18 protein-coding genes are annotated in these 22,496 nt (G+C 42.6%); 14 read left to right on the top strand and 4 right to left on the bottom strand.

The features are described 5' to 3' along the window. Positions 1-260: 260 nt before the first annotated feature. The 10 genes from DW640_RS17980 (at position 261) to DW640_RS17935 (ending at position 12,963) form a co-directional block, all read left to right on the top strand. Positions 261-707, top strand: coding sequence for a hypothetical protein (locus tag DW640_RS17980; RefSeq protein WP_055300172.1), 447 nt, complete (start codon positions 261-263; stop codon positions 705-707). Between the two features lie 227 nt (positions 708-934). Beyond that, positions 935-1,525, top strand: a complete 591-nt coding sequence (locus tag DW640_RS17975; protein WP_008762988.1) for a hypothetical protein — start codon at positions 935-937, stop codon at positions 1,523-1,525. 11 nt (positions 1,526-1,536) lie between these two features. Then, a complete protein-coding gene (locus DW640_RS17970) occupies positions 1,537-2,379 on the top strand; it encodes a DUF2764 domain-containing protein (RefSeq protein WP_008762989.1) in 843 nt (280 codons plus the stop codon). 17 nt (positions 2,380-2,396) lie between these two features. After that, positions 2,397-4,154: a V-type ATP synthase subunit A gene (locus DW640_RS17965; protein ID WP_008764971.1), complete on the top strand. Its 1,758-nt coding sequence runs from the start codon at positions 2,397-2,399 to the stop codon at positions 4,152-4,154. Positions 4,155-4,187: 33 nt separating this feature from the next. Further along, positions 4,188-5,513, top strand: coding sequence for a V-type ATP synthase subunit B (locus tag DW640_RS17960; protein WP_008762991.1), 1,326 nt, complete (start codon positions 4,188-4,190; stop codon positions 5,511-5,513). 40 nt (positions 5,514-5,553) lie between these two features. Continuing rightward, positions 5,554-6,159, top strand: a complete 606-nt coding sequence (locus tag DW640_RS17955) for a V-type ATP synthase subunit D (RefSeq protein ID WP_008762992.1) — start codon at positions 5,554-5,556, stop codon at positions 6,157-6,159. Then, the gene (locus DW640_RS17950; RefSeq protein WP_032850648.1) at positions 6,156-7,979 is read left to right on the top strand and encodes a V-type ATP synthase subunit I; all 1,824 of its coding nucleotides are present in this window, start codon (positions 6,156-6,158) and stop codon (positions 7,977-7,979) included. Before DW640_RS17955 ends, DW640_RS17950 begins: the two co-directional genes overlap by 4 nt. A gap of 52 nt (positions 7,980-8,031) precedes the next feature. Further along, complete coding sequence (locus DW640_RS17945; protein ID WP_005675599.1) at positions 8,032-8,493, top strand: V-type ATP synthase subunit K; 462 nt, start codon at positions 8,032-8,034, stop codon at positions 8,491-8,493. A 205-nt stretch (positions 8,494-8,698) separates the two neighbouring features. Continuing rightward, on the top strand, positions 8,699-10,360 hold the full coding sequence (locus tag DW640_RS17940) for a glycogen/starch synthase (RefSeq protein WP_117578784.1): 1,662 nt from the start codon (positions 8,699-8,701) through the stop codon (positions 10,358-10,360). Between the two features lie 38 nt (positions 10,361-10,398). Then, positions 10,399-12,963 (top strand): glycosyltransferase family 1 protein, encoded by a 2,565-nt coding sequence (locus tag DW640_RS17935; RefSeq protein WP_008762995.1) that lies wholly within the window; start codon positions 10,399-10,401, stop codon positions 12,961-12,963. A 335-nt stretch (positions 12,964-13,298) separates the two neighbouring features. Here the strand turns inward: DW640_RS17935 and DW640_RS17930 are convergent, their stop codons facing one another. Then, on the bottom strand, positions 13,299-14,399 hold the full coding sequence (locus tag DW640_RS17930; RefSeq protein ID WP_008762996.1) for a TlpA disulfide reductase family protein: 1,101 nt from the start codon (positions 14,397-14,399) through the stop codon (positions 13,299-13,301). A 139-nt stretch (positions 14,400-14,538) separates the two neighbouring features. Here DW640_RS17930 and potA point away from each other — a divergent pair, with 139 nt between their 5' ends. Genes potA through DW640_RS17910 form a run of 4 tightly spaced genes read left to right on the top strand, consistent with a single transcriptional unit; the run spans position 14,539 to position 18,906 of the window. Then, the gene (gene potA / locus DW640_RS17925; protein WP_008762997.1) at positions 14,539-15,930 is read left to right on the top strand and encodes a polyamine ABC transporter ATP-binding protein; all 1,392 of its coding nucleotides are present in this window, start codon (positions 14,539-14,541) and stop codon (positions 15,928-15,930) included. Positions 15,931-15,941: 11 nt separating this feature from the next. Beyond that, positions 15,942-16,742: an ABC transporter permease gene (locus tag DW640_RS17920; RefSeq protein WP_008762998.1), complete on the top strand. Its 801-nt coding sequence runs from the start codon at positions 15,942-15,944 to the stop codon at positions 16,740-16,742. Beyond that, complete coding sequence (locus DW640_RS17915) at positions 16,736-17,533, top strand: ABC transporter permease (protein WP_008762999.1); 798 nt, start codon at positions 16,736-16,738, stop codon at positions 17,531-17,533. Before DW640_RS17920 ends, DW640_RS17915 begins: the two co-directional genes overlap by 7 nt. 23 nt (positions 17,534-17,556) lie before the next feature. Then, a complete protein-coding gene (locus DW640_RS17910) occupies positions 17,557-18,906 on the top strand; it encodes an ABC transporter substrate-binding protein (RefSeq protein ID WP_048696620.1) in 1,350 nt (449 codons plus the stop codon). Between the two features lie 82 nt (positions 18,907-18,988). Here DW640_RS17910 and DW640_RS17905 read toward each other — a convergent pair whose 3' ends face one another. From DW640_RS17905 to DW640_RS17895, 3 genes are all read right to left on the bottom strand, one after another. Further along, positions 18,989-19,687 (bottom strand): DNA alkylation repair protein, encoded by a 699-nt coding sequence (locus DW640_RS17905; protein ID WP_048696598.1) that lies wholly within the window; start codon positions 19,685-19,687, stop codon positions 18,989-18,991. A 105-nt stretch (positions 19,688-19,792) separates the two neighbouring features. Beyond that, positions 19,793-20,449, bottom strand: coding sequence for a DUF4840 domain-containing protein (locus tag DW640_RS17900; protein ID WP_016267247.1), 657 nt, complete (start codon positions 20,447-20,449; stop codon positions 19,793-19,795). Positions 20,450-20,633: 184 nt separating this feature from the next. Continuing rightward, positions 20,634-22,334: a response regulator gene (locus tag DW640_RS17895; RefSeq protein ID WP_048696600.1), complete on the bottom strand. Its 1,701-nt coding sequence runs from the start codon at positions 22,332-22,334 to the stop codon at positions 20,634-20,636. Between the last annotated feature and the right edge of the window lie 162 nt (positions 22,335-22,496).

Genomic DNA, 22,496 nt, shown 5'->3' with positions numbered 1-22,496 from the left:
CCGGTAGAAATACCAGAAGGGCTTTATTGTTTTGGATACTTTCGGAAATGATTTCATGCTTTCTTCAACGCTTCTTTAGAAGAAACAGGATTTAAATTAAGGGCGGATAAAAGCCAGTCTTTTCTCTTCTTCCGCAAATAAAATAGCTGTATTCACTAATGCCAGATGTGAATAGGAATCCCTTAGCTAAAGATGTGGAACTTGAGCTTACTTTGAGACAGAAGGGTGAGATTATATTGAATCGTTGAATATAAACGGAAATGAAAACTATAAAGTATTTTGCTGTTATAAGTCTGTTGGCTGGTATGTCCGGCTGTAATTCAAAGCCGGACTTAGATGGATTCCGGGAAGTAGAGATAAGTAATAATATACTGGATACTATACCGGAAAACAGATTGAATAATTATAAGGAAACGATCGAAAAGACTTATTTATTTGGTTGTCTGGTATTGGGTACAGCCGGTAGTTCGTCGGAAAGCAGTCCGGCTCGACTGAAGGAATGGAAAGAGTCTTTGAATATGCCCGACACGATAAACCCGATCTATAGAGAGAGGCTGTGGGACTTTGTTTTTTATCCACAAATTACGTATGAAGTTGAATCCAGATACCTGGGGATCTATCAGCGGAGAAAAACTGTAATTAAAGGTATCGGGCTTGGTATGATTACAGGAAAAGAAGAAGAATATATCAAATCAAGACAAAAATAATTCATCGTTGATGCTTTATTCGTTATAATATTTTAAGACAGGTGTCATTTAGTAATATAACCGTGAGAAAAGCGGAATAAAATTGGTGTAAAAGTGTGATTTTATAAGAAGAGAGTCGATTTCTTTGCATCTTTCTCTTTTTTATCAAATTGATTTTTGTAAATTTGGCGAGAATCTATTGAAGGAACATAATTAATACAGTAATAATACTAAATACTCCTGTTAATATGGAAAACAAAATTCAAGAGTTGACCGATAAGATTTATCGTGAAGGCGTGGAAAAAGGAAACGAAGAAGCGCAAAGACTTATCGCGAATGCTCAGGATGAAGCAAAGAAGATCATTGAGGATGCTCGTAAAGAAGCGGAATCAATTGTTGCTGCCTCTCGTAAATCTGCTGATGAACTGGCAGATAATACAAAATCAGAGTTAAAACTATTTTCCGGTCAGGCTGTCAACGCACTTAAATCTGAGATTGCCACGATGGTTACTGACAAGTTGATAACCGCTTCTGTGAAGGATTTCGCTCAGGATAAGGATTATCTGAATGCGTTTATCGTTGCGCTGGCATCCAAATGGAGTGTAGATGAACCTATTGTCATCTCTACGGCCGACGCAGAATCACTGAAAAAGTATTTTGCAGCCCATGCAAAAGCTCTGTTGGATAAAGGTGTGAAGATCGAACAAGTGAACGGTATCAAAACTTTATTCACAGTTTCTCCGGCGGACGGTTCGTATAAGGTGAATTTCGGAGAAGAAGAATTCATGAATTACTTCAAAGCGTTCTTGCGTCCTCAGTTAGTAGAAATGCTATTTTAAAAGGAGCGACTATGAGTAGTAAATACTATTACTTGGTAGCCGGTTTGCCGGAACTCACTTTGGAGGACAGTAAACTGAGCTATACAGTAGCCGATTTTAAAACAGAAATCTACAGCGGATTGTCTGCTTCAGACCAAAAGTTGATCGACTTGTTCTATCTGAAGTTTGATAATGCCAACGTGCTGAAACTCCTCAAAGACAAAGAGGCGGAAATAGACAAACGTGGAAACTACTCTGCTGCGGAACTCACCGAATATATTTCTATTCTGAGAGAAGGCGGGGAAATCAGCCCTAAAGAATTTCCTTCTTATCTGTCTGTTTTTATTTCCGATTATCTGAATACACCTGCCGAAAGCATGGTGTTGCAGGAAGATCATCTGGCTGCTTTATATTATGAGTACGCCATGAAATGCGGAAATAAGTTCGTCTCTTCCTGGTTTGAATTCAATCTGAACATTAATAATATTCTTGTTGCATTTACCGCTCGTAAATTCAAATGGGATATTGCTGCCCATATCGTAGGAAACACGGAAGTATGCGAAGCCTTGCGTACATCCAGCGCCCGCGATTTCGGATTGTCCGGTGAGGTGGATGTTTTTGAATCGTTGGTGAAGATCAGTGAGATCACGGAACTGGTGGAACGTGAGAAGAAACTGGATGCTCTGCGGTGGAATTGGATGGAGGATGCTATTTTCTTCGACTATTTCACCATTGAACGTATTTTCGCTTTCTTGCTGAAACTGGAAATGATTGAGCGTTGGATTTCATTGGATAAGGAAAGAGGAAATCAATTGTTCCGAAGCATCATTGAATCGCTGAAGAATGAAGTACAGATTCCCGCAGAATTCAGATAATAAATTTAAAAAAATATATGGCAACAAAAGGAACTGTTAGTGGCGTTATTGCCAACATGGTGACCCTCGTCGTTGACGGACCGGTAGCTCAGAATGAGATTTGTTATATCTCTACCGGTGGCGATAAGTTGATGGCGGAGGTGATTAAGGTGGTAGGTGCAAACGTATATGTTCAGGTGTTCGAAAGCACCCGTGGACTGAAGGTGGGTGCCGAAGCCGAATTTACAGGACACATGCTCGAGGTGACCTTGGGTCCGGGTATGTTATCGAAGAACTACGATGGTCTGCAAAACGACCTTGACAAGATGGACGGTGTTTTCCTGAAAAGAGGACAATATACATATCCGTTGGATAAAGAACGTATATGGCATTTTGTTCCGATGGTGAAAGCCGGTGATAAAGTCGTAGCTTCCGCATGGCTGGGACAGGTGGACGAAAACTTCCAGCCGCTGAAAATTATGGCTCCGTTTACTATGAACGGAACGGCTACCGTAAAGACCATTATGCCTGAAGGAGATTATAAGATAGAAGATACCATTGCTATCCTGACAGATGAAGAAGGAAATGACATCCCGGTAACGATGATTCAGAAATGGCCGGTGAAACGGGCTATGACGAATTACAAAGAAAAGCCGCGTCCTTTCAAATTGCTGGAAACCGGTGTACGTGTAATCGATACGTTGAACCCGATTGTGGAAGGTGGTACAGGATTTATCCCCGGCCCCTTCGGTACAGGTAAGACGGTGCTTCAGCACGCTATCTCCAAACAGGCGGAAGCGGATATCGTAATTATCGCGGCTTGTGGTGAACGTGCCAACGAGGTAGTGGAAATCTTTACAGAATTCCCGGAATTGGTGGACCCGCATACAGGACGCAAATTGATGGAGCGTACCATTATTATTGCAAATACTTCCAACATGCCGGTAGCCGCCCGTGAAGCATCTGTATATACAGCAATGTCTTTGGCTGAGTATTACCGTTCGATGGGACTGAAGGTATTGCTGATGGCTGACTCTACTTCCCGTTGGGCGCAGGCGTTGCGCGAAATGTCCAACCGTATGGAAGAATTGCCCGGACCGGATGCGTTCCCGATGGATATTTCTGCTATTATTTCTAACTTCTACGGTCGTGCAGGTTATGTGAAACTGGGTAACGACGAAACCGGTTCAATTACTTTCATTGGTACGGTGTCACCTGCCGGTGGTAACTTGAAAGAGCCTGTAACGGAAAATACAAAGAAGGTAGCCCGCTGTTTCTACGCATTGGAACAGGATCGTGCCGATAAGAAACGCTATCCGGCCGTGAACCCGATTGACTCTTATTCCAAATATATCGAATATCCGGAATTTGAAGAATATATCAAGGAACATATCAATGACGAATGGATCGGCAAGGTGAATGAACTTAAAACCCGCTTGCAGCGTGGTAAGGAAATTGCCGAGCAGATTAACATTCTGGGTGATGACGGTGTACCTGTGGAATACCACGTGATTTTCTGGAAATCCGAATTGATCGACTTCGTAATCCTGCAACAGGATGCCTTTGATGAGGTTGACTCGGTGACTCCGATGGAACGTCAGGAAGCAATTCTGAATATGATAATCGACATCTGCCATACAGAATTTGAATTTGACAATTTCAATGAAGTAATGGATTACTTCAAAAGGATGATCAATGTATGCAAGCAGATGAACTACTCGAAGTTCAAATCTGAGCAGTACGAAGGATTCCAGCAGCAATTAAAAGAATTGATTGCCGAAAGAAGCGTTAAATAGTAAATTGTAAATAGCTAAATTGTAAATATATAGATGGCAACAAAAGCTTTTCAAAAGATATATACCAAGATTACTCAGATTACCAAGGCTACTTGTTCGCTGAAAGCGACAGGAGTAGGGTATGACGAGCTTGCCACTGTGAACGGTAAACTGGCACAGGTGGTTAAGATTGCCGGTGACGATGTCACTCTGCAGGTATTTGAAGGTACGGAAGGTATTCCTACCAACGCCGAAGTGGTGTTCCTCGGCAAATCGCCTACGTTGAAAGTGAGTGAGCAGTTGGCAGGACGTTTCTTCAATGCTTTCGGTGATCCGATTGACGGAGGTCCGGAAATTGAAGGACAGGAAGTGGAAATCGGTGGTCCGTCAGTGAATCCGGTGCGCCGTAAACAGCCGTCGGAACTGATTGCAACGGGTATTGCCGGTATCGACTTGAATAACACACTGGTATCCGGTCAGAAGATTCCGTTCTTCGCCGACCCCGACCAGCCTTTCAATCAGGTGATGGCAAACGTGGCATTGCGTGCTGAAACAGATAAGATCATTCTGGGCGGTATGGGTATGACGAACGATGACTACCTCTACTTTAAGAATGTATTCTCCAACGCCGGTGCTCTCGACCGTATTGTGAGCTTCATGAATACGACGGAAAATCCTCCGGTAGAACGTCTGCTGATTCCGGATATGGCACTGACTGCTGCCGAATACTTCGCCGTAAACAATAACGAGAAAGTATTGGTACTGTTGACCGATATGACCAGCTACGCCGATGCGTTGGCTATCGTATCCAACCGTATGGATCAGATTCCGTCCAAAGACTCTATGCCGGGTTCGCTCTATTCGGATTTGGCGAAGATTTACGAAAAGGCGGTGCAGTTCCCTTCCGGTGGCTCTATTACGATTATTGCGGTGACAACGTTGTCCGGTGGAGATATCACACATGCTGTGCCTGATAATACGGGTTATATCACAGAAGGACAGTTGTTCTTGCGTCGTGACAGTGATATCGGTAAGGTTATTGTTGACCCGTTCCGTTCATTGTCTCGTCTGAAACAGCTGGTAACCGGTAAGAAGACACGTAAAGACCATCCGCAGGTGATGAATGCCGCTGTACGTCTGTATGCCGATGCTGCAAATGCGAAGACTAAGATGGAAAACGGTTTCGACCTGACAAATTACGACGAACGTACGTTGGCTTTTGCGAAGGACTATTCTAACCAGTTGCTGGCTATTGATGTTAACCTTGATACTACTGAAATGCTGGATGTGGCCTGGGGTTTGTTCGGCGAATACTTCCGTCCGGAAGAAGTAAATATCAAGAAGGAACTTGTTGACCAGTACTGGCCGAAAGGAGAATAATCAGCAACTAAATTTATAACCAATAATTAGCAAAAACAACGTGGCTATAAAGTTTCAATATAACAAAACCTCTCTTCAGCAGCTCGAAAAGCAACTGAAAGTGCGGGTGCGTACGCTTCCTATCATCAAGAATAAGGAAAGCGCCCTCCGCATGGAAGTGAAGCGCTGTAAAACGGAAGCTGCCGATCTGGAGGATAGGCTCGAACAACAAATTCAAGCCTATGAAGCCATGTTCGCCCTTTGGAATGAGTTTGACGCTTCATTGATAAAGGTGAATGACGTTCATCTTGGCGTGAAAAAGATTGCGGGTGTACGTGTACCGCTTCTCGAAAATATCGATTTCGAGATACGTCCGTACAGTATGTTTAACGCTCCCAAATGGTATGCCGACGGTATCCATCTGCTGGAGGAACTTGCGCATACGGCAATTGAACGTGAGTTTATGCTCGCCAAGCTGAATCTGCTAGAACATGCGAGGAAAAAGACCACTCAGAAAGTGAATCTTTTTGAGAAGGTACAAATACCGGGCTATCAGGATGCATTGCGAAAGATCAAGAGATTTATGGAAGATGAAGAGAACTTGTCGAAATCATCGCAAAAGATCATGAAGTCCCATCAGGAAAAAAGGAAGGAGGAAGAGGCATGATTACAAAAATGAAGAAACTCACATTCCTGGTTTATCATAAGGAATACGAAGAATTCCTGAACAGTCTGCGCGAACTTGGTGTAGTCCACATCGTGGAGAAACAGCAAGGTGCTGCCGACAATACGGAACTGCAAGAGAATATCCGTCTTTCCAACCGTCTGACAGCTACTCTGAAATTGCTTCAGAATCAGAAGCATGAGAAAGATGCTGTGATCGCAACGGAAGGAGGGACAGCTGCTCGTGGTTTGCAGGTATTGGATGAAGTAGATGCTTTGCAGACTGAACACGGCAAATTGTCTCAGCAATTGCAGGGCTATGCCAAAGAAAAGGAAGCATTGCAGGCATGGGGCAACTTCGATCCGGCAAGTGTCCGGAAGTTGAAAGATGCCGGCTATGTAATCGGTTTCTATAGCTGTTCGGAAGGAAACTACCAGCAAGAATGGGAGACGGAATACAATGCGATGATCATAAATCGTATTTCTTCCAAAGTATTCTTTGTGACTGTCACCAAAGCCGGTCAGGAAGTAGATCTGGACGTTGAGCAGGCAAAACTTCCCGCCTATTCGCTGGCACATCTTGAAACGTTGTATAATACAACGGAGCAGGCTATCGAAGAGAACGAAAAGAAGTTGGTAACACTTTCTGAAACGGATGTACCTTCCTTGAAGGTTGCTTTGAGGGAGTTGCAGGGACAGATTGAATTCTCGAAAGTAGTATTGAGTTCTGAACAGGCTGCCGGTGATAAACTGATGTTGATTGAAGGATGGGCTCCTGCCTATAGTAAGGTGGAGATAGAAGCCTATCTGAATGACGCACATGTATATTATGAGATTACCGATCCGATGCCGGGTGATAATGTCCCTATTCGATTGAATAACAAGGGATTCTTTGCTTGGTTTGAACCGATCTGTAAACTGTATATGCTTCCGAAGTATAATGAACTGGATTTGACACCGTTCTTCGCCCCGTTCTTTATGATCTTCTTCGGACTCTGTCTGGGAGATTCCGGATATGGACTTTTCCTGTTCCTTGGAGCTACGGCATATCGCTTACTGGCAAAGAAGGTGACTCCGTCAATGAAGTCGATTCTTTCGCTGATACAAGTATTGGCTGTTTCAACTTTCTTCTGCGGGTTGCTGACAGGTACATTCTTCGGAGCGAATATCTATGATTTGGACTGGCCTATCGTGCAACGTCTGAAACACGCGGTGCTGATGGATAACAACGATATGTTCCAGTTATCATTGATTTTGGGTGCTATTCAGATTTTGTTCGGTATGGTGCTAAAAGCAGTCAATCAGACGATTCAGTTTGGTTTCAAATATGCAGTGGCAACGATCGGATGGATTATCCTGTTGGTTTCAATGGCTGTTTCGGCTTTGTTGCCGAATGTACTGCCAATGGGAGGTACAGTGCATTTGGTTATTCTGGGTATCTCCGGTGCGATGATATTCCTCTATAACAGTCCGGGAAAGAACATATTCATGAATATCGGACTTGGTTTGTGGGATTCATATAACATGGCTACCGGTCTGCTGGGAGATGTTTTGTCCTACGTTCGTCTGTTTGCCCTCGGACTTTCCGGAGGTATTCTGGCGGGAGTGTTCAACAGTCTGGCAGTAGGTATGAGTCCGGATAACGTGATTGCCGGTCCTATCGTAATGGTGCTGATCTTTGTGATCGGTCATGCAATCAATATCTTTATGAATGTGCTTGGTGCAATGGTTCACCCGATGCGTCTGACATTTGTAGAGTTCTTCAAGAACTCCGGTTATGAAGGAGGCGGCAAGGAGTACAAGCCTTTTAGAAATTTAGAATAAAACATTGAGAAATAATAAACTAAGAATTAAACAATAAAAATAGAATAAGATTATGGAAATGAATTTGTTTATTGCCTACATTGGCATCGCAGTTATGGTTGGTTTGTCAGGCATTGGTAGTGCTTACGGAGTAACTATTGCAGGTAACGCTGCTATCGGCGCATTGAAAAAGAATGATAGTGCATTCGGTAACTTCCTGGTATTGACTGCGCTTCCGGGTACACAGGGTCTGTACGGTTTTGCCGGTTACTTTATGTTCCAGACTATCTTCGGTATCCTGACTCCTGAAATCACTGCTATCCAGGCATCGGCAGTTCTCGGTGCAGGTATCGCTTTGGGATTGGTAGCCTTGTTCTCGGCTATCCGTCAGGGACAGGTTTGTGCAAACGGTATCGCTGCTATCGGCCAGGGACACAACGTGTTTAGTAATACATTGATTCTTGCCGTATTCCCGGAACTTTACGCTATCGTTGCTTTGGCTGCCACTTTCTTGATCGGTAGTGCACTTGCGTAAATTTTTCAAGGAAAAATTTTTTTAATAAAGATCTTTCAATCCCCTTGTGAATGCAGCTTTGCGTTCACAAGGGGATATTCTTTTTTCATGGCGGGCTAACCTTTCTTTCCTCTTATTAACTCATATTTTTCGCATAAAGTATTATTTTTCAAAGAATAATGCGTACTTTTGCACTCGCATACTAAAAAGAGTTTTAATATATTATATGGTAAAAGATTTATTAACCCCCGATTATATCTTCGAGTCCAGCTGGGAAGTATGTAATAAAGTGGGAGGGATATACACCGTATTGTCGACACGGGCGAATACATTGCAGGAAAAATTCCGCGACAGAATTTTTTTTATAGGTCCTGATGTGTGGCAAGGAAAAGAGAACCCTCTATTCATCGAGTCGGATAATCTGTGCGCTGCCTGGAAAACGCATGCACTTGAAAACGATCATCTTTCCGTCCGTATAGGACGATGGAATATACCCGGTGAACCTATTGTCATTCTTGTTGATTTCCAACCTTTTTTTGAAAAGAAGAACGATATATACACAGAAATGTGGAATCGTTTTCAAGTAGACTCGTTGCACGCTTATGGCGATTATGACGAGGCTTCTATGTTTTCGTACGCTGCTGGAAGAGTAGTAGAAAGTTTCTACCGCTACAACCTGACAGAAACGGATAAGGTGATATATCAGGCACATGAATGGATGACCGGAATGGGAGCACTTTATGTACAGGAAGCTGTCCCCGAAGTTGCTACTATTTTTACAACCCACGCTACTTCCATCGGACGTTCGATAGCCGGCAATCATAAGCCGCTGTATGACTATCTGTTTGCGTATAATGGCGATCAGATGGCACAGGAATTGAATATGCAGTCGAAGCATTCCATCGAGAAGCAGACGGCGCATCATGTAGACTGTTTTACGACAGTAAGTGAAATCACCAATAACGAGTGCAAGGAATTGCTCGACAAACCGGCAGATGTAGTACTGATGAACGGTTTCGAAGACGATTTCGTACCCAAAGGCAATACATTTACCGGAAAACGTAAGCGTGCGCGCTCATTAATGTTGAACGTAGCCAATAAATTGTTGGGAACAAATCTGGATGATGATACGTTAATCATCGGTACCAGTGGTCGTTATGAATTCAAGAACAAGGGGATCGATGTCTTTCTGGAGTCATTGAACCGCCTGAACAGAGATAAAAACCTGCATAAGAATGTATTGGCATTCATCAATGTACCCGGTTGGGTGGGAGATCCCCGTGAGGATTTGCAGGCGCGATTGAAAAGCAAAGAAAAGTTCGACACACCGCTTGAAGTTCCTTTCATCACTCACTGGCTGCACAATATGACGCATGACCAGGTATTGGATATGCTGAAGTATTTAGGAATGGGCAATCGTCCCGAAGATAAAGTAAAGGTGATTTTCGTACCTTGCTATCTGGACGGTCGTGATGGTATTATGAACAAAGAGTATTATGATATATTGCTGGGACAGGATTTGAGCGTTTATGCTTCCTATTACGAACCTTGGGGATATACTCCTTTGGAAAGTGTAGCGTTCCGTGTACCTACAATTACTACTGATCTGGCAGGCTTTGGCCTTTGGGTGAACAGTCTGAAGAATCAGCATGGCATCAATGATGGAGTAGAAGTGCTGCATCGTTCGGACTATAATGATTCGGAAGTGGCGGATGGTATCAAGGATACGATTACGCTCTTTGCGGATAAATCGGAAAAAGAAGTGAAGGAAATCCGCAAACGTGCGGCAGATGTTGCAGAGCAGGCACTGTGGAAGCACTTCATTCAATATTATTATGAGGCTTATGACATTGCTCTGCGCAATGCTCTGAAGCGTCAGTTAAGCTAAAAAAACATTTTATTCATCAATAAGTAAACAAAAACATTATGAAAATTAAAGTTAGTAATGTGAATACTCCGAACTGGAAAGAGGTTACAGTGAAATCACGTATCCCTGCTGAGTTGGAGAAATTGTCCGAAATTTCACGCAACATCTGGTGGGCATGGAATTTTGAAGCGACAGAACTATTTAGAGATCTAGATCCGGAACTTTGGAAAGAATGTGGACAGAATCCTGTGTTGTTGCTGGAACGTATGAGCTATGAGAAGCTGGAAGCTTTGGCAAAAGACAAGGTAATTCTGAGAAGAATGAATGATGTTTATACAAAATTCAGAGATTATCTGGATGTGAAGCCGGATGAGAATCGTCCGTCTGTAGCCTATTTCAGCATGGAATATGGTTTAAGCAGCGTCCTGAAAATATATTCCGGTGGTTTGGGTGTATTGGCTGGCGACTACCTGAAAGAAGCTTCTGACAGCAATGTAGATCTTTGTGCAGTAGGTTTCTTGTACCGTTACGGCTACTTTACTCAAACGTTGTCTATGGACGGTCAGCAGATTGCTAACTATGAAGCACAAAACTTCGGTCAGCTTCCTATCGACCGAGTGATGGATGCGAATGGTCAGCCGTTGGTAGTGGATGTTCCTTATCTGGACTATTATGTACATGCTAACGTATGGCGCGTAAACGTAGGACGTATTTCTTTATATCTGTTGGATACGGATAATGAAATGAACAGCGAATTCGACCGTCCTATTACTCACCAGCTTTATGGTGGCGACTGGGAAAACCGTCTGAAACAGGAAATCCTGTTGGGTATCGGTGGTATCCTGACACTGAAAGCATTGGGCATCAAAAAAGACGTTTATCATTGTAACGAAGGACACGCTGCATTGATCAATGTTCAGCGTATCTGCGACTATGTAGCTACCGGACTGACATTTGATCAGGCTATCGAGCTGGTTCGCGCTTCTTCTCTTTATACAGTTCATACTCCGGTTCCTGCCGGTCACGACTACTTCGACGAAGGTTTGTTCGGTAAATACATGGGCGGTTACCCTGCAAGAATGGGTATCAGCTGGGATGACCTGATGGACCTTGGACGTAATAATCCGGGGGATAAGGGCGAACGTTTCTGCATGTCAGTATTTGCTTGCAACACTGCTCAGGAAGTAAACGGTGTAAGCTGGCTGCATGGAAAAGTATCTCAGGAGATGTTCTCTACTATCTGGAAAGGTTACTTCCCCGAAGAAATGCACGTAGGTTATGTGACTAATGGTGTTCACTTCCCTACATGGAGTGCTACGGAGTGGAAAGAACTGTACTTTAAATATTTCAATGAAAACTTCTGGTTCGACCAGTCGAATCCTAAGATTTGGGAAGCAATCTATAATGTGCCCGATGAAGAGATCTGGAAGACTCGTATGACGATGAAGAACAAGCTGGTAGATTATATCCGCAAGTCATTCCGTGATACATGGCTGAAGAATCAGGGAGATCCTTCACGTATCGTTTCATTGATGGATAAGATCAATCCGAATGCATTGCTGATCGGTTTCGGTCGTCGTTTTGCTACTTACAAACGTGCGCACCTGCTGTTTACTGATCTGGAACGTCTTTCTAAGATTGTGAACAATCCTGACTATCCGGTACAGTTCCTGTTTACAGGTAAGGCTCATCCGCACGATGGAGCAGGACAGGGGCTGATCAAACGTATTATCGAAATCTCCCGTCGTCCGGAATTCCTGGGTAAGATCATCTTCCTCGAAAACTACGATATGCAGTTGGCGCGTCGTTTGGTTTCCGGTGTTGATATTTGGTTGAATACTCCGACTCGTCCGTTGGAAGCATCCGGTACATCTGGTGAAAAGGCTTTGATGAACGGTGTTGTCAACTTTTCTGTATTAGACGGATGGTGGCTGGAAGGTTACCGTGAAGGTGCAGGTTGGGCGTTGACTGAAAAACGTACATATCAGAATCAGGAACATCAGGATCAGTTGGATGCTGCTACTATCTACAGCATTCTTGAAACAGAAATCCTGCCGTTGTACTATGCTCGTAACAAGAAAGGCTACTCAGAAGGCTGGATCAAGGTAGTGAAGAATTCTATCGCTCAGATCGCTCCTCACTATACGATGAAGCGCCAGTTGGACGACTACTACAATAAGTTCTACAATAAGTTGGCAAAACGTTTCCATATGCTGTCTGCTAATGACAATGCAAAAGCAAAAGAAATTGCTGCATGGAAAGAAGAAGTCGTTGCCAAGTGGGATTCTATCGAAATCGTATCTTGCGACAAGCTGGAAGATTTGAAAGCCGGTGATATCGAAAGCGGAAAAGAATATACTATTACTTACGTAATCGATGAAAAAGGCTTGAATGATGCTATAGGGCTTGAACTGGTAACTACTTATACAACTGCGGATGGTAAACAACACGTTTACTCTGTAGAACCGTTCAGCGTTATCAAGAAAGAAGGCGACCTTTACACATTCCAGGTTAAACATAGCCTGTCAAATGCCGGTAGCTTCAAGGTGTCTTACCGTATGTTCCCGAAGAATCCGGAACTTCCGCACCGTCAGGACTTCTGCTACGTGCGTTGGTTTATCTGATAGCTTGACGGAGTAGGGAAGTGACGCTTCCCTGCTTGACGTCCCTATATAAAAGAAGCCCCTGCAATTCGAGCGATCGAAATTGCAGGGGCTATCTTTTTATATCTCAATGTAACGGCGTGGATAAGATCAGTATCTTCGGCAAAAGTGCCTGTACTTGGATCAGATTTACCTACTGCATTAACAGGAATAAGATACCTTGTCGGATGTTGTGCCATCCTATTGGCACAACTGTGCCAACGGCGTGGCATAACTGTGCCAATATGGTGGCACAAGTGTGACAACGGTATGGCACAAGTGTTACTTCATCAGGTGAAGTCTCTTATCAGCTTCATTTATTTGACTACTTCTGCCAATTTAGCCTGAAGACCTTCTCCATGAAGACCACGGGCAATGATAGTACCGTCGCCATCAATCAGAACAGTGTGAGGAATGCTGTTCACTGCATAAAGCTGTGCGCCTTCACTCTGCCAGAACTTCAGGTCAGACATTTGCGGCCAGGTCATATTCAGTTTTTTAATAGACTCTTTCCATGCAGCAGCATCCTGATCAAGAGATACACCGACGATTTCGAAGTTTTTGCCTTTGTACTGAGCGTAAGCTTCTACCAGGTTAGGCATTTCACGACGGCAAGGACCACACCAGCTAGCCCAGAAGTCTACCAGTACCACTTTACCTTTACCTGCGTAATCAGACAGTTTCACAGTTTTTCCTTCCGGAGTCTGCATTTCGAAGTCAATGAACTTAGTACCTACGGCAGTCTTCTTTTGTTTTTCAGTCTGTTCCTTAACTTTTACGATTGTTTCGTCATTTTGGAAATTAGCCGGGATTTGTTCCAGCAAAGCTGCATTCTCTTCAGTAGAGTTATTGTAGAAAGTCTGTTTGAACAAGAATACACCTACCGGGTTGGTGATGTTTTTCTGTACACCTTCTTTGATTACTTTATCATATTCTTCTTCCAGCCGGGCACCTTCTTTTTGCTTGGCTTCTTTCTGCTCGTCACTCAAAGAAGAATCTCCCATCGCTTCGTAGATAGCGTTCATCTTTTGGCTGATATCATTGATTTGAGTTCTGATAGCTTGGTAAGCGTCATTGTTGGAAGTACCGGTTGCAGAATCATTGTCCTTTGTCAGTGCAATGTTTATTTTACCGTTTTCAAGGAAGAAATCAATCATCAGAGGTTCTCCGTTCACTTCGCAAGTGACATAACGGTTTACTGCAGAATCCTGTGTGCCTTCGAAGGTGAAAGTACCTTTAGAGATGACTGCGGTATCTAGTTTTGTAAGATTTCTGCCTGTTGCTTCCTGAAGGTAAACAGTGTCGCCGTCAGCAGCGCCTTCTACTGTACCTGTGATAACGTATCCGGCTTTGTTTCCGGTACAAGCTACCATACCCAACGCTGCCGTCGCAATAACTAAATAAGTTAACTTTTTCATGCTTTTGTAAAATTAGTGAATAAATATTTATGCAAAGATAGATTTTTTTTCTGTCTGGCATCGAAAAACACTGTTATATTAGATTAACACGTAGGTGGAAATCGTAGAAATGTGTACCTTTGCAGCCCAAACTTTTAGTATGAATATGCAAGAAGACAAATCCATCATTGAGGTTAGCCATGTATCGAAGTTTTTTGGCGACAAAACAGCTTTGGATGATGTAACTCTGAACGTGAAAAAGGGCGAGTTTGTTACGATTCTCGGACCTTCCGGCTGCGGAAAAACAACATTGTTGCGTCTCATTGCCGGTTTTCAGACAGCTTCGGAAGGCGAAATCCGAATATCGGGTAAGGAAATCACACAGACTCCACCCCATAAACGTCCGGTGAACACGGTATTTCAGAAATATGCCCTGTTCCCGCATTTGAATGTATACGACAATATTGCTTTCGGCCTGAAGCTGAAAAAGACGCCGAAACAGACAATCGGCAAGAAGGTGAAAGCCGCATTGAAGATGGTTGGTATGACGGATTACGAGTATCGGGATGTAGATTCTCTTTCCGGTGGCCAGCAACAGCGTGTAGCTATTGCCCGTGCCATTGTCAATGAGCCGGAAGTGTTGCTGCTCGACGAACCGTTGGCTGCGCTCGACCTCAAAATGCGCAAGGATATGCAGATGGAACTGAAAGAAATGCATAAATCTCTGGGCATTACATTTGTATACGTAACTCATGATCAGGAAGAAGCCTTGACATTGAGTGATACGATTGTCGTGATGAGCGAAGGAAAAATCCAGCAGATCGGTACGCCGATTGATATCTATAATGAGCCGATCAATTCATTTGTTGCGGATTTTATCGGAGAAAGTAATATTCTCAACGGAACGATGATTCATGATAAACTGGTACGCTTTTGTGGTACGGAGTTTGAATGCGTGGACGAAGGTTTCGGTGAAAATACTCCGGTGGACGTAGTCATTCGTCCGGAAGACCTTTATATTTTCCCGGTTTCGGAGATGGCGCAACTGACCGGTGTGGTACAGACTTCGATCTTCAAAGGGGTACACTATGAAATGACTGTGCTTTGTGGCGGATATGAGTTCCTTGTTCAGGATTATCATCATTTTGAAGTCGGTGCGGAAGTGGGGCTGCTGGTGAAGCCGTTTGATATTCATATTATGAAGAAAGAACGTGTATGCAATACATTTGAAGGAAAGTTGCAGGATGCTACTCATGTAGAGTTCCTGGGCTGTACGTTCGAATGTGCTTCTGTGGAAGGGCTGGAATCCGGTACGGATGTCAAGGTCGAAGTAGACTTTGATAAAGTGATCTTGCAGGATAACGAAGAAGACGGTACGCTGACGGGAGAAGTGAAGTTCATCCTTTATAAAGGTGATCATTACCATCTGACTGTATGGTCTGACTGGGACGAGAATGTGTTTGTGGATACGAACGATGTCTGGGATGACGGAGACCGTGTGGGTATTACTATCCCTCCGGATGCGATTCGTGTAATTAAAATAACCGATTAACAGGAAAGGAAGTGAATAAGAAGTTTATAGTATTTTTGTCATCACGTAAGAGCTGGACTCTTCCTTACATTATTTTCTCGGCGATCTTTGTGGTCATACCGTTGGTTCTAATTGTCGTGTATGCGTTTACCGATGATAACGGTCATCTGACACTCGCCAATTTTCAGAAATTCTTCGAACATCCCGAAGCGATCAATACCTTCGTCTATTCCATAGGTATTGCCATTATTACGACTCTTATCTGTATCCTGCTGGGATATCCCGCAGCCTGGATATTAAGCAACAGCAAGCTGAACCGTTCCAAAACAATGGTGGTGTTGTTTATCCTGCCCATGTGGGTGAATATTCTGGTACGTACCCTTGCCACTGTCGCTTTATTCGACTTTTTCAGCGTTCCGCTGGGGGAGGGAGCACTGATCTTCGGTATGGTTTACAACTTTATCCCCTTTATGATCTATCCCATCTATAACACATTGCAGAAGATGGACCATAGCTACATTGAGGCGGCGCAGGACTTGGGGGCTAATCCTGTACAGGTCTTTTTCAAGGCAGTTCTCCCGCTTTCCATGCCGGGAGTCATGAGCGGTATCATGATGGTGTTTATGCCGACCATTTCGACATTCGCCATTGCCGAACTGCTGACGATGAACAATATCAAACTCTTTGGTACTACCATTCAGGAGAATATCAATAACAGTATGTGGAACTATGGGGCAGCACTTTCGCTGATCATGCTGCTGTTGATAGCCGCGACTTCACTGTTCAGTACCGATGATAAGGATAATACGAACGAAGGAGGTGGGCTATGGTAAAGAAGATATTCGCTCAGACTTACCTGTGGGTATTACTGCTGTTGCTATATTCCCCTATTGTGATCATTGTGATTTACTCTTTTACCGAGGCGAAGGTATTAGGTAACTGGACCGGGTTTTCGACCAAACTTTATTCATCGCTATTTAATACAGGTGCCCATCATTCTCTGATGAATGCCCTGATCAATACCATTACCATTGCGCTGCTGGCTGCCACGGCATCTACCTTGTTGGGCAGCATCGCTGCCATCGGCATCTTCAACTTAAAAGCACGCTCGCGCAAGGCGATTGGTTTTGTGAATAGTATTCCTATTCTGAACGGTGATATCATAACCGGTATATCGCTTTTCCTTTTATTCGTATCTCTCGGAATCACGCAGGGATATACCACAGTGGTACTGGCGCACATCACTTTTTGTACTCCTTACGTCGTATTAAGCGTTCTGCCGCGCCTGAAACAAATGAATCCGAACATTTATGAAGCTGCCCTCGATTTGGGAGCTACACCTATGCAGGCTTTGCGGAAGGTAATCATTCCGGAGATTCGTCCGGGAATGATCAGTGGCTTTATGCTTGCACTGACGCTTTCAATCGATGATTTTGCCGTAACTGTATTTACCATCGGTAATCAAGGGCTGGAAACGCTTTCCACCTATATCTATGCTGATGCCCGCAAGGGAGGTCTGACTCCTGAACTTCGCCCGTTGTCCGCCATTATTTTTGTGGTGGTGCTGGCTTTATTGATAGTGATTAATTACCGTGCCGGAAAAACGAAGAAGAAAGAATCATGAAAATGTGCTGCTACGTAAATAAAATGAAAAGAATAGTTTCTGTTAACTTGTTTTTGCTGGTGCTGGCTGGTTTTCTGAGCGGTTGCTACAATTCCGGTGAGTCACGCGAGAGAGTCCTTAAGATCTATAACTGGGCAGATTATATAGGAGAAGGTGTACTCGAAGATTTCCAGGCGTACTATAAAGAACAGACAGGTGAAGATATCCACATCGTCTATCAGACATTCGACATCAACGAGATCATGTTGACGAAAATAGAAAAGGGACATGAGGATTTTGATGTGGTTTGTCCTTCGGAATATATCATTGAGAGAATGCTGAAAAAGCATCTGTTGTTGCCTATTGACACCACTTTCGCCCATTCCCCTAATTACATGAATAATGTGTCACCATTTATTCGCGAACAGATTAATAAACTGAGTCAGCCGGGTGAAGAAGCAAGCCGTTACGCTGTCTGCTATATGTGGGGGACCGCAGGTATTCTTTATAACCGGGCATACGTTCCCGATTCCGACGCTTTCTCCTGGGAATGTCTTTGGGATAAGAAATATGCAGGAAAGATTCTGATGAAAGACAGTTACCGTGACGCTTATGGAACAGCCGTTATCTATGCCCATGCCAAAGAGCTGGAAGAAGGGACGGTGACGGTGGAAGACCTGATGAATGATTACTCGCCACGTGCTATGGAGGTAGCCGAAAAGTATCTGAAAGCTATGAAACCGAATATTGCCGGTTGGGAAGCGGACTTCGGTAAGGAGATGATGACGAAGAATAAAGCATGGCTGAATATGACCTGGAGTGGCGATGCGATATGGGCGATTGAAGAGGCGAATGCGGTAGGAGTGGACCTTGACTACGTGGTTCCGAAAGAAGGAAGTAATATCTGGTATGATGGCTGGGTGATTCCTAAATATGCGAAGAATCCGGTGGCTGCCAGCTACTTTATCAACTTTATGTGCCGTCCGGACATTGCGTTGCGTAATATGGATTTCTGTGGATATGTGAGTTCTATCGCTACACCGGAGATTCTGGAAGAGAAAGTGGATACGACTCTGGATTATTATGCGGATTTAAGTTATTTCTTCGGTCCGGATGCCGACAGCATACAGATTGATAAGATTCAATATCCCGACCGTAAGGTGGTGGAACGCTGCGCTATGATTCGTGACTTCGGAGATAAAACCAAAGAGGTACTGGATATCTGGTCACGCATCAAAGGTGACAATCTGGGGGTAGGTATTACTATTCTGATTTTTGTTGTCGTAGCTTTGATGAGCGGATGGATGATTTATAAGAGATGGCAACGCTACAGCCGTCGGAAACAACAAAATCGCAGAAGCAGAAGAAAGAGAAAAAAGAATGTGAAGCGGTAAGTTAAAAACACCCGGTAATAAGCGGTGGATGATAAACGAATGAAACGGTTAAAACCGGGCATCGTTTGTCATCCACCGTTTTTTATCCTACTCTTTTCATAGAACGGATGATGCCTTTCGTCTCTTTATCTACACGCAGAGATTCAATGATTTTCTGCAATGATTTATTGTATGTCCAGTTATCCAGTTTGCTTCGCTTCAGATATTTCATCGTCTTATCTGGAAATTTAATGAAACAGATTGATATCATCCATGCCATTGCCATACGTGCATAATAGGCTTCATGAGTGAATAAATCGGCATATTCTAGCAATGAATCGATATGATCCTCATCTACATAATGAAACAGCATCACAATTCCGAATCGGATTTCATATTCTTCTTTTGATTTCAGATAAGGCTGGATAAACTGCCATACTGTTTCTTTCCCTTTTCCTACCGCCGTCTTTTTCAGTTCACCTGAGAAAATATCGCATACGGCCCAGTTGTTGATACGCGGGACGAAGAGACGAATATAGTGGATTCGTTCTTCCAGCTCCATTTTAGCGAGTCCGATAATCATTCCCTGTAGCATTGTCTCTTCATAATACTGTGTATCGGTTGCTTCAACGAATGTACGCCAGCCTTCTTTCTTGGCGAGCCCTTTAGCCATTATCCGGAGTTGCGGGATGCGTACACCGAGAATATTATCGGCACCGGGAATTAAAGAGGAGTGAAATTCCCTGTATGCAGGGTCTTCCAGAGTTTTCAGTTCTTTTCGGACGCTTTCTGTTGTTGTCATTAGCTGTAGATTTATTATTGATGCAAATATAAAAAAAAGAGTGTGTCTTCTTTCGCAGACACACTCTCTTTTACATTTTATTCTGTAAATAATTAAACAGTCACCTTATTTCTTAGTCATATCAAAAGAAAAGGTCGTTGCCGGAAATTTATCAAACCGTTCTTCATTTACTGTAACTTCTGTTGCCTGAATAGCAAACTTCAGTTTCTGACCTTCATAAGCATAACTGCCTTTCTCGTCAGCTTTGATTGTCACTTTTACGGTGAGTTTAGGAGTTTCTTCTTCCCCTTCAGTTTTTCTTATGGGTTGTGGTTCCATTGCGATTTCCAATACCAAGGGTTCAGGTGACATTTGAAGTAAGATGTTGTCTTTATTATCATTGAAAGCTGCCTGATAAGGGATTTTGTATTCTACATCTCCTACCGCTTTGATGATGGCTTCGGCTGCGTCCGGATCTTCGATAATGCTTTTGATCAGATCCTCTACCGGGAATTTGCTGATTAATATATGATTATCTTTTAATTCGGCATTTACGGTGACTCCGTCTCCAGCTTCATTCTCTGCATTTTCCAAAGGAGCGATAGAGGTTGTCTGCATTTTGCCGGAATAGGTGCCTTCTACATCTTTGAGAGAATATACCGGAATATTTTCATCATCATCACTGCTACAAGAAGTAAAGATACTAGTCATCCCCAATGCCATTACCAATAAAACAAAACGACTTAAGCAACATACTTTTTTCATTTTAGTTAAGGTTTTCATACTTGTTAAACAAATTAGATTATTAATTCTCAAAATTAAGGTGTACGTACATAGAGTAAATACCGGAAATAACGGAATACTGCATCAAGCAAATGAAAAAGAAAAAGGTACTCCAGTCGATTTCTCCGTAAATATCGCGCTGGAGTACCTCCGGACATATTTTTATATGTTCGTTTTATTCCGACTATTTTTTCTTGATAGATTCTTTAGGGGTAATTCCGAAGTATTCTTTATATCTGTTGCGGAAGTTTTTTACATCTTTCAATCCGATCATTTCCGGTATGGTGCCGACAGGATATTTCCCACTTTCTAACAATTCATGTGCCTTCTCCATTCGAATAGCTTCAATAAAGACAGTGGGAGCTTCACCGGTCAGCGTTTTCCACCTGTTGTAGAATTTAGTTCTGCTCATTCTTAAGTGTGAAGCAATTGCATCAATAGTCAGGTCTTCGTGCTCTATTCGTTCCAGAATATAATCTTTCACTTCATTGATCAATGAGTTTTTAGCCCCCTCAGTAGCTTCCTTTATGATTTCTACTGGTTGTACTTGCAGAAAATGTTCTCCGAATACTTTGTGCAGGAATGCTTTTCTAAGAAGGCGGCTGTTCCTGATAAGAACAGCAATCTCTATCTTTAAATCCTCCACATGAAAAGGAGTATGCATGAATGTGTCTGCTAATGACGCTTCCCTTTTACTGCGTTGGTCGGCATCTATATGCGATCCGTAAAGGATGACCGGTATAATAGATGTTTCTTTAGACGTCTTCAGTCTTGAAGAAAGTTCATCACCGCCCATTCCGTTGAGCACTGTATCGCATATTACCAGATCCGGATGTTCCCCTTTGATATATCCCAATGCGTCCGCTCCGTTTTCAAAGCCTCTGACTATGTATTCCTCTGATAAACAGGTCTCCAGATAGGATCTGAACTCTTCGTTACTGTCGACCATAATCACGACAGGTCTGGACGAATTTCTTTTCTGCGAACTTTTGTGGAATAAGGCATCAATCTTTTCTTCTTCTATATTCTTCTCTATATGAACCAAACTGCGTTCGGATACATTTTCATAAGAGGGCTTTACAGGAAAACGCAATGTGATCGTATGACATGAATTATTGATTAATATTTCTCCATTGCATATTTCTGTCAGTTTTTTGCATAAAGCACTTTTTGCAAAGTAATATTTAGATTCTGTTTTTTGTTTAATAAGATGTTTACCGGAGCATTTATAACATTTCATTAGGTTTTCATTTCCAGTATAACTCACTTTTATTTTCCAATATTTATTGCATAAAGATGCATGTATAATAACTTTTTTTGAATATTCTGTATGATCTATTATATTCTTTATAAATTTCTCTATTACGGGAGATATTTTACTTTGATCTATCCATACGCTTGCATATTTGAATTCTGTTTGGATTTCTAATTTAATATGTCTGTTTGCTGCGTGATCTTTCAGAGAAGATATTTTATTTTTAAGGAAATTTCCTAATTCATATTCCGTAATATTCATTCTTTTGGAATGAGTGGCTATTTGCTTCAGATCCATTAATCTGGTTAAATGATCATTAAGGCAATCTATGTTGCGGATAGCCAGTGACAGATCCTTTTTGATAATGTCCGGGCAGTTATTACTATAGGTTGACTTTAAAGGCGTATGAAGCAATGTGATCGGGGTACGAATGTTTCGGAAAGAGTCCATGAAATACTGATTTTCTTCTTTTAAAAAAGCAATTTCTTTCCGCATGGCAAGAGAATGAGACAAGAGCCAATACAATAAAAGTATTCCTGCTGTTGAAAATAAAATTGGCAATAATTCACTTTGGGTGGTTGTAACCACGATAATAGAAGTGTATAATGACGTTATAATTAAATATTTCATATTAATCTGTTGTTTTAGTAACGTCACTTGGCGAAATTGATTTATTCCTCTCGTTCGAGTTTGAAGCGAGAAAAATGCACTGTATTATGGTTTCATGATTGTATATCAATAAGTTCAAATAACATGATCTCTAAATTATTTGTTCTTTGAAGGCTGATATCG

It is taken from the genome of Bacteroides sp. AM23-12, assembly GCF_003434395.1.
Classification (GTDB): domain Bacteria; phylum Bacteroidota; class Bacteroidia; order Bacteroidales; family Bacteroidaceae; genus Bacteroides; species Bacteroides thetaiotaomicron.
Note: the sequence above shows the minus strand (reverse complement) of the source record. Positions and strands in the feature narration are given on the sequence as shown.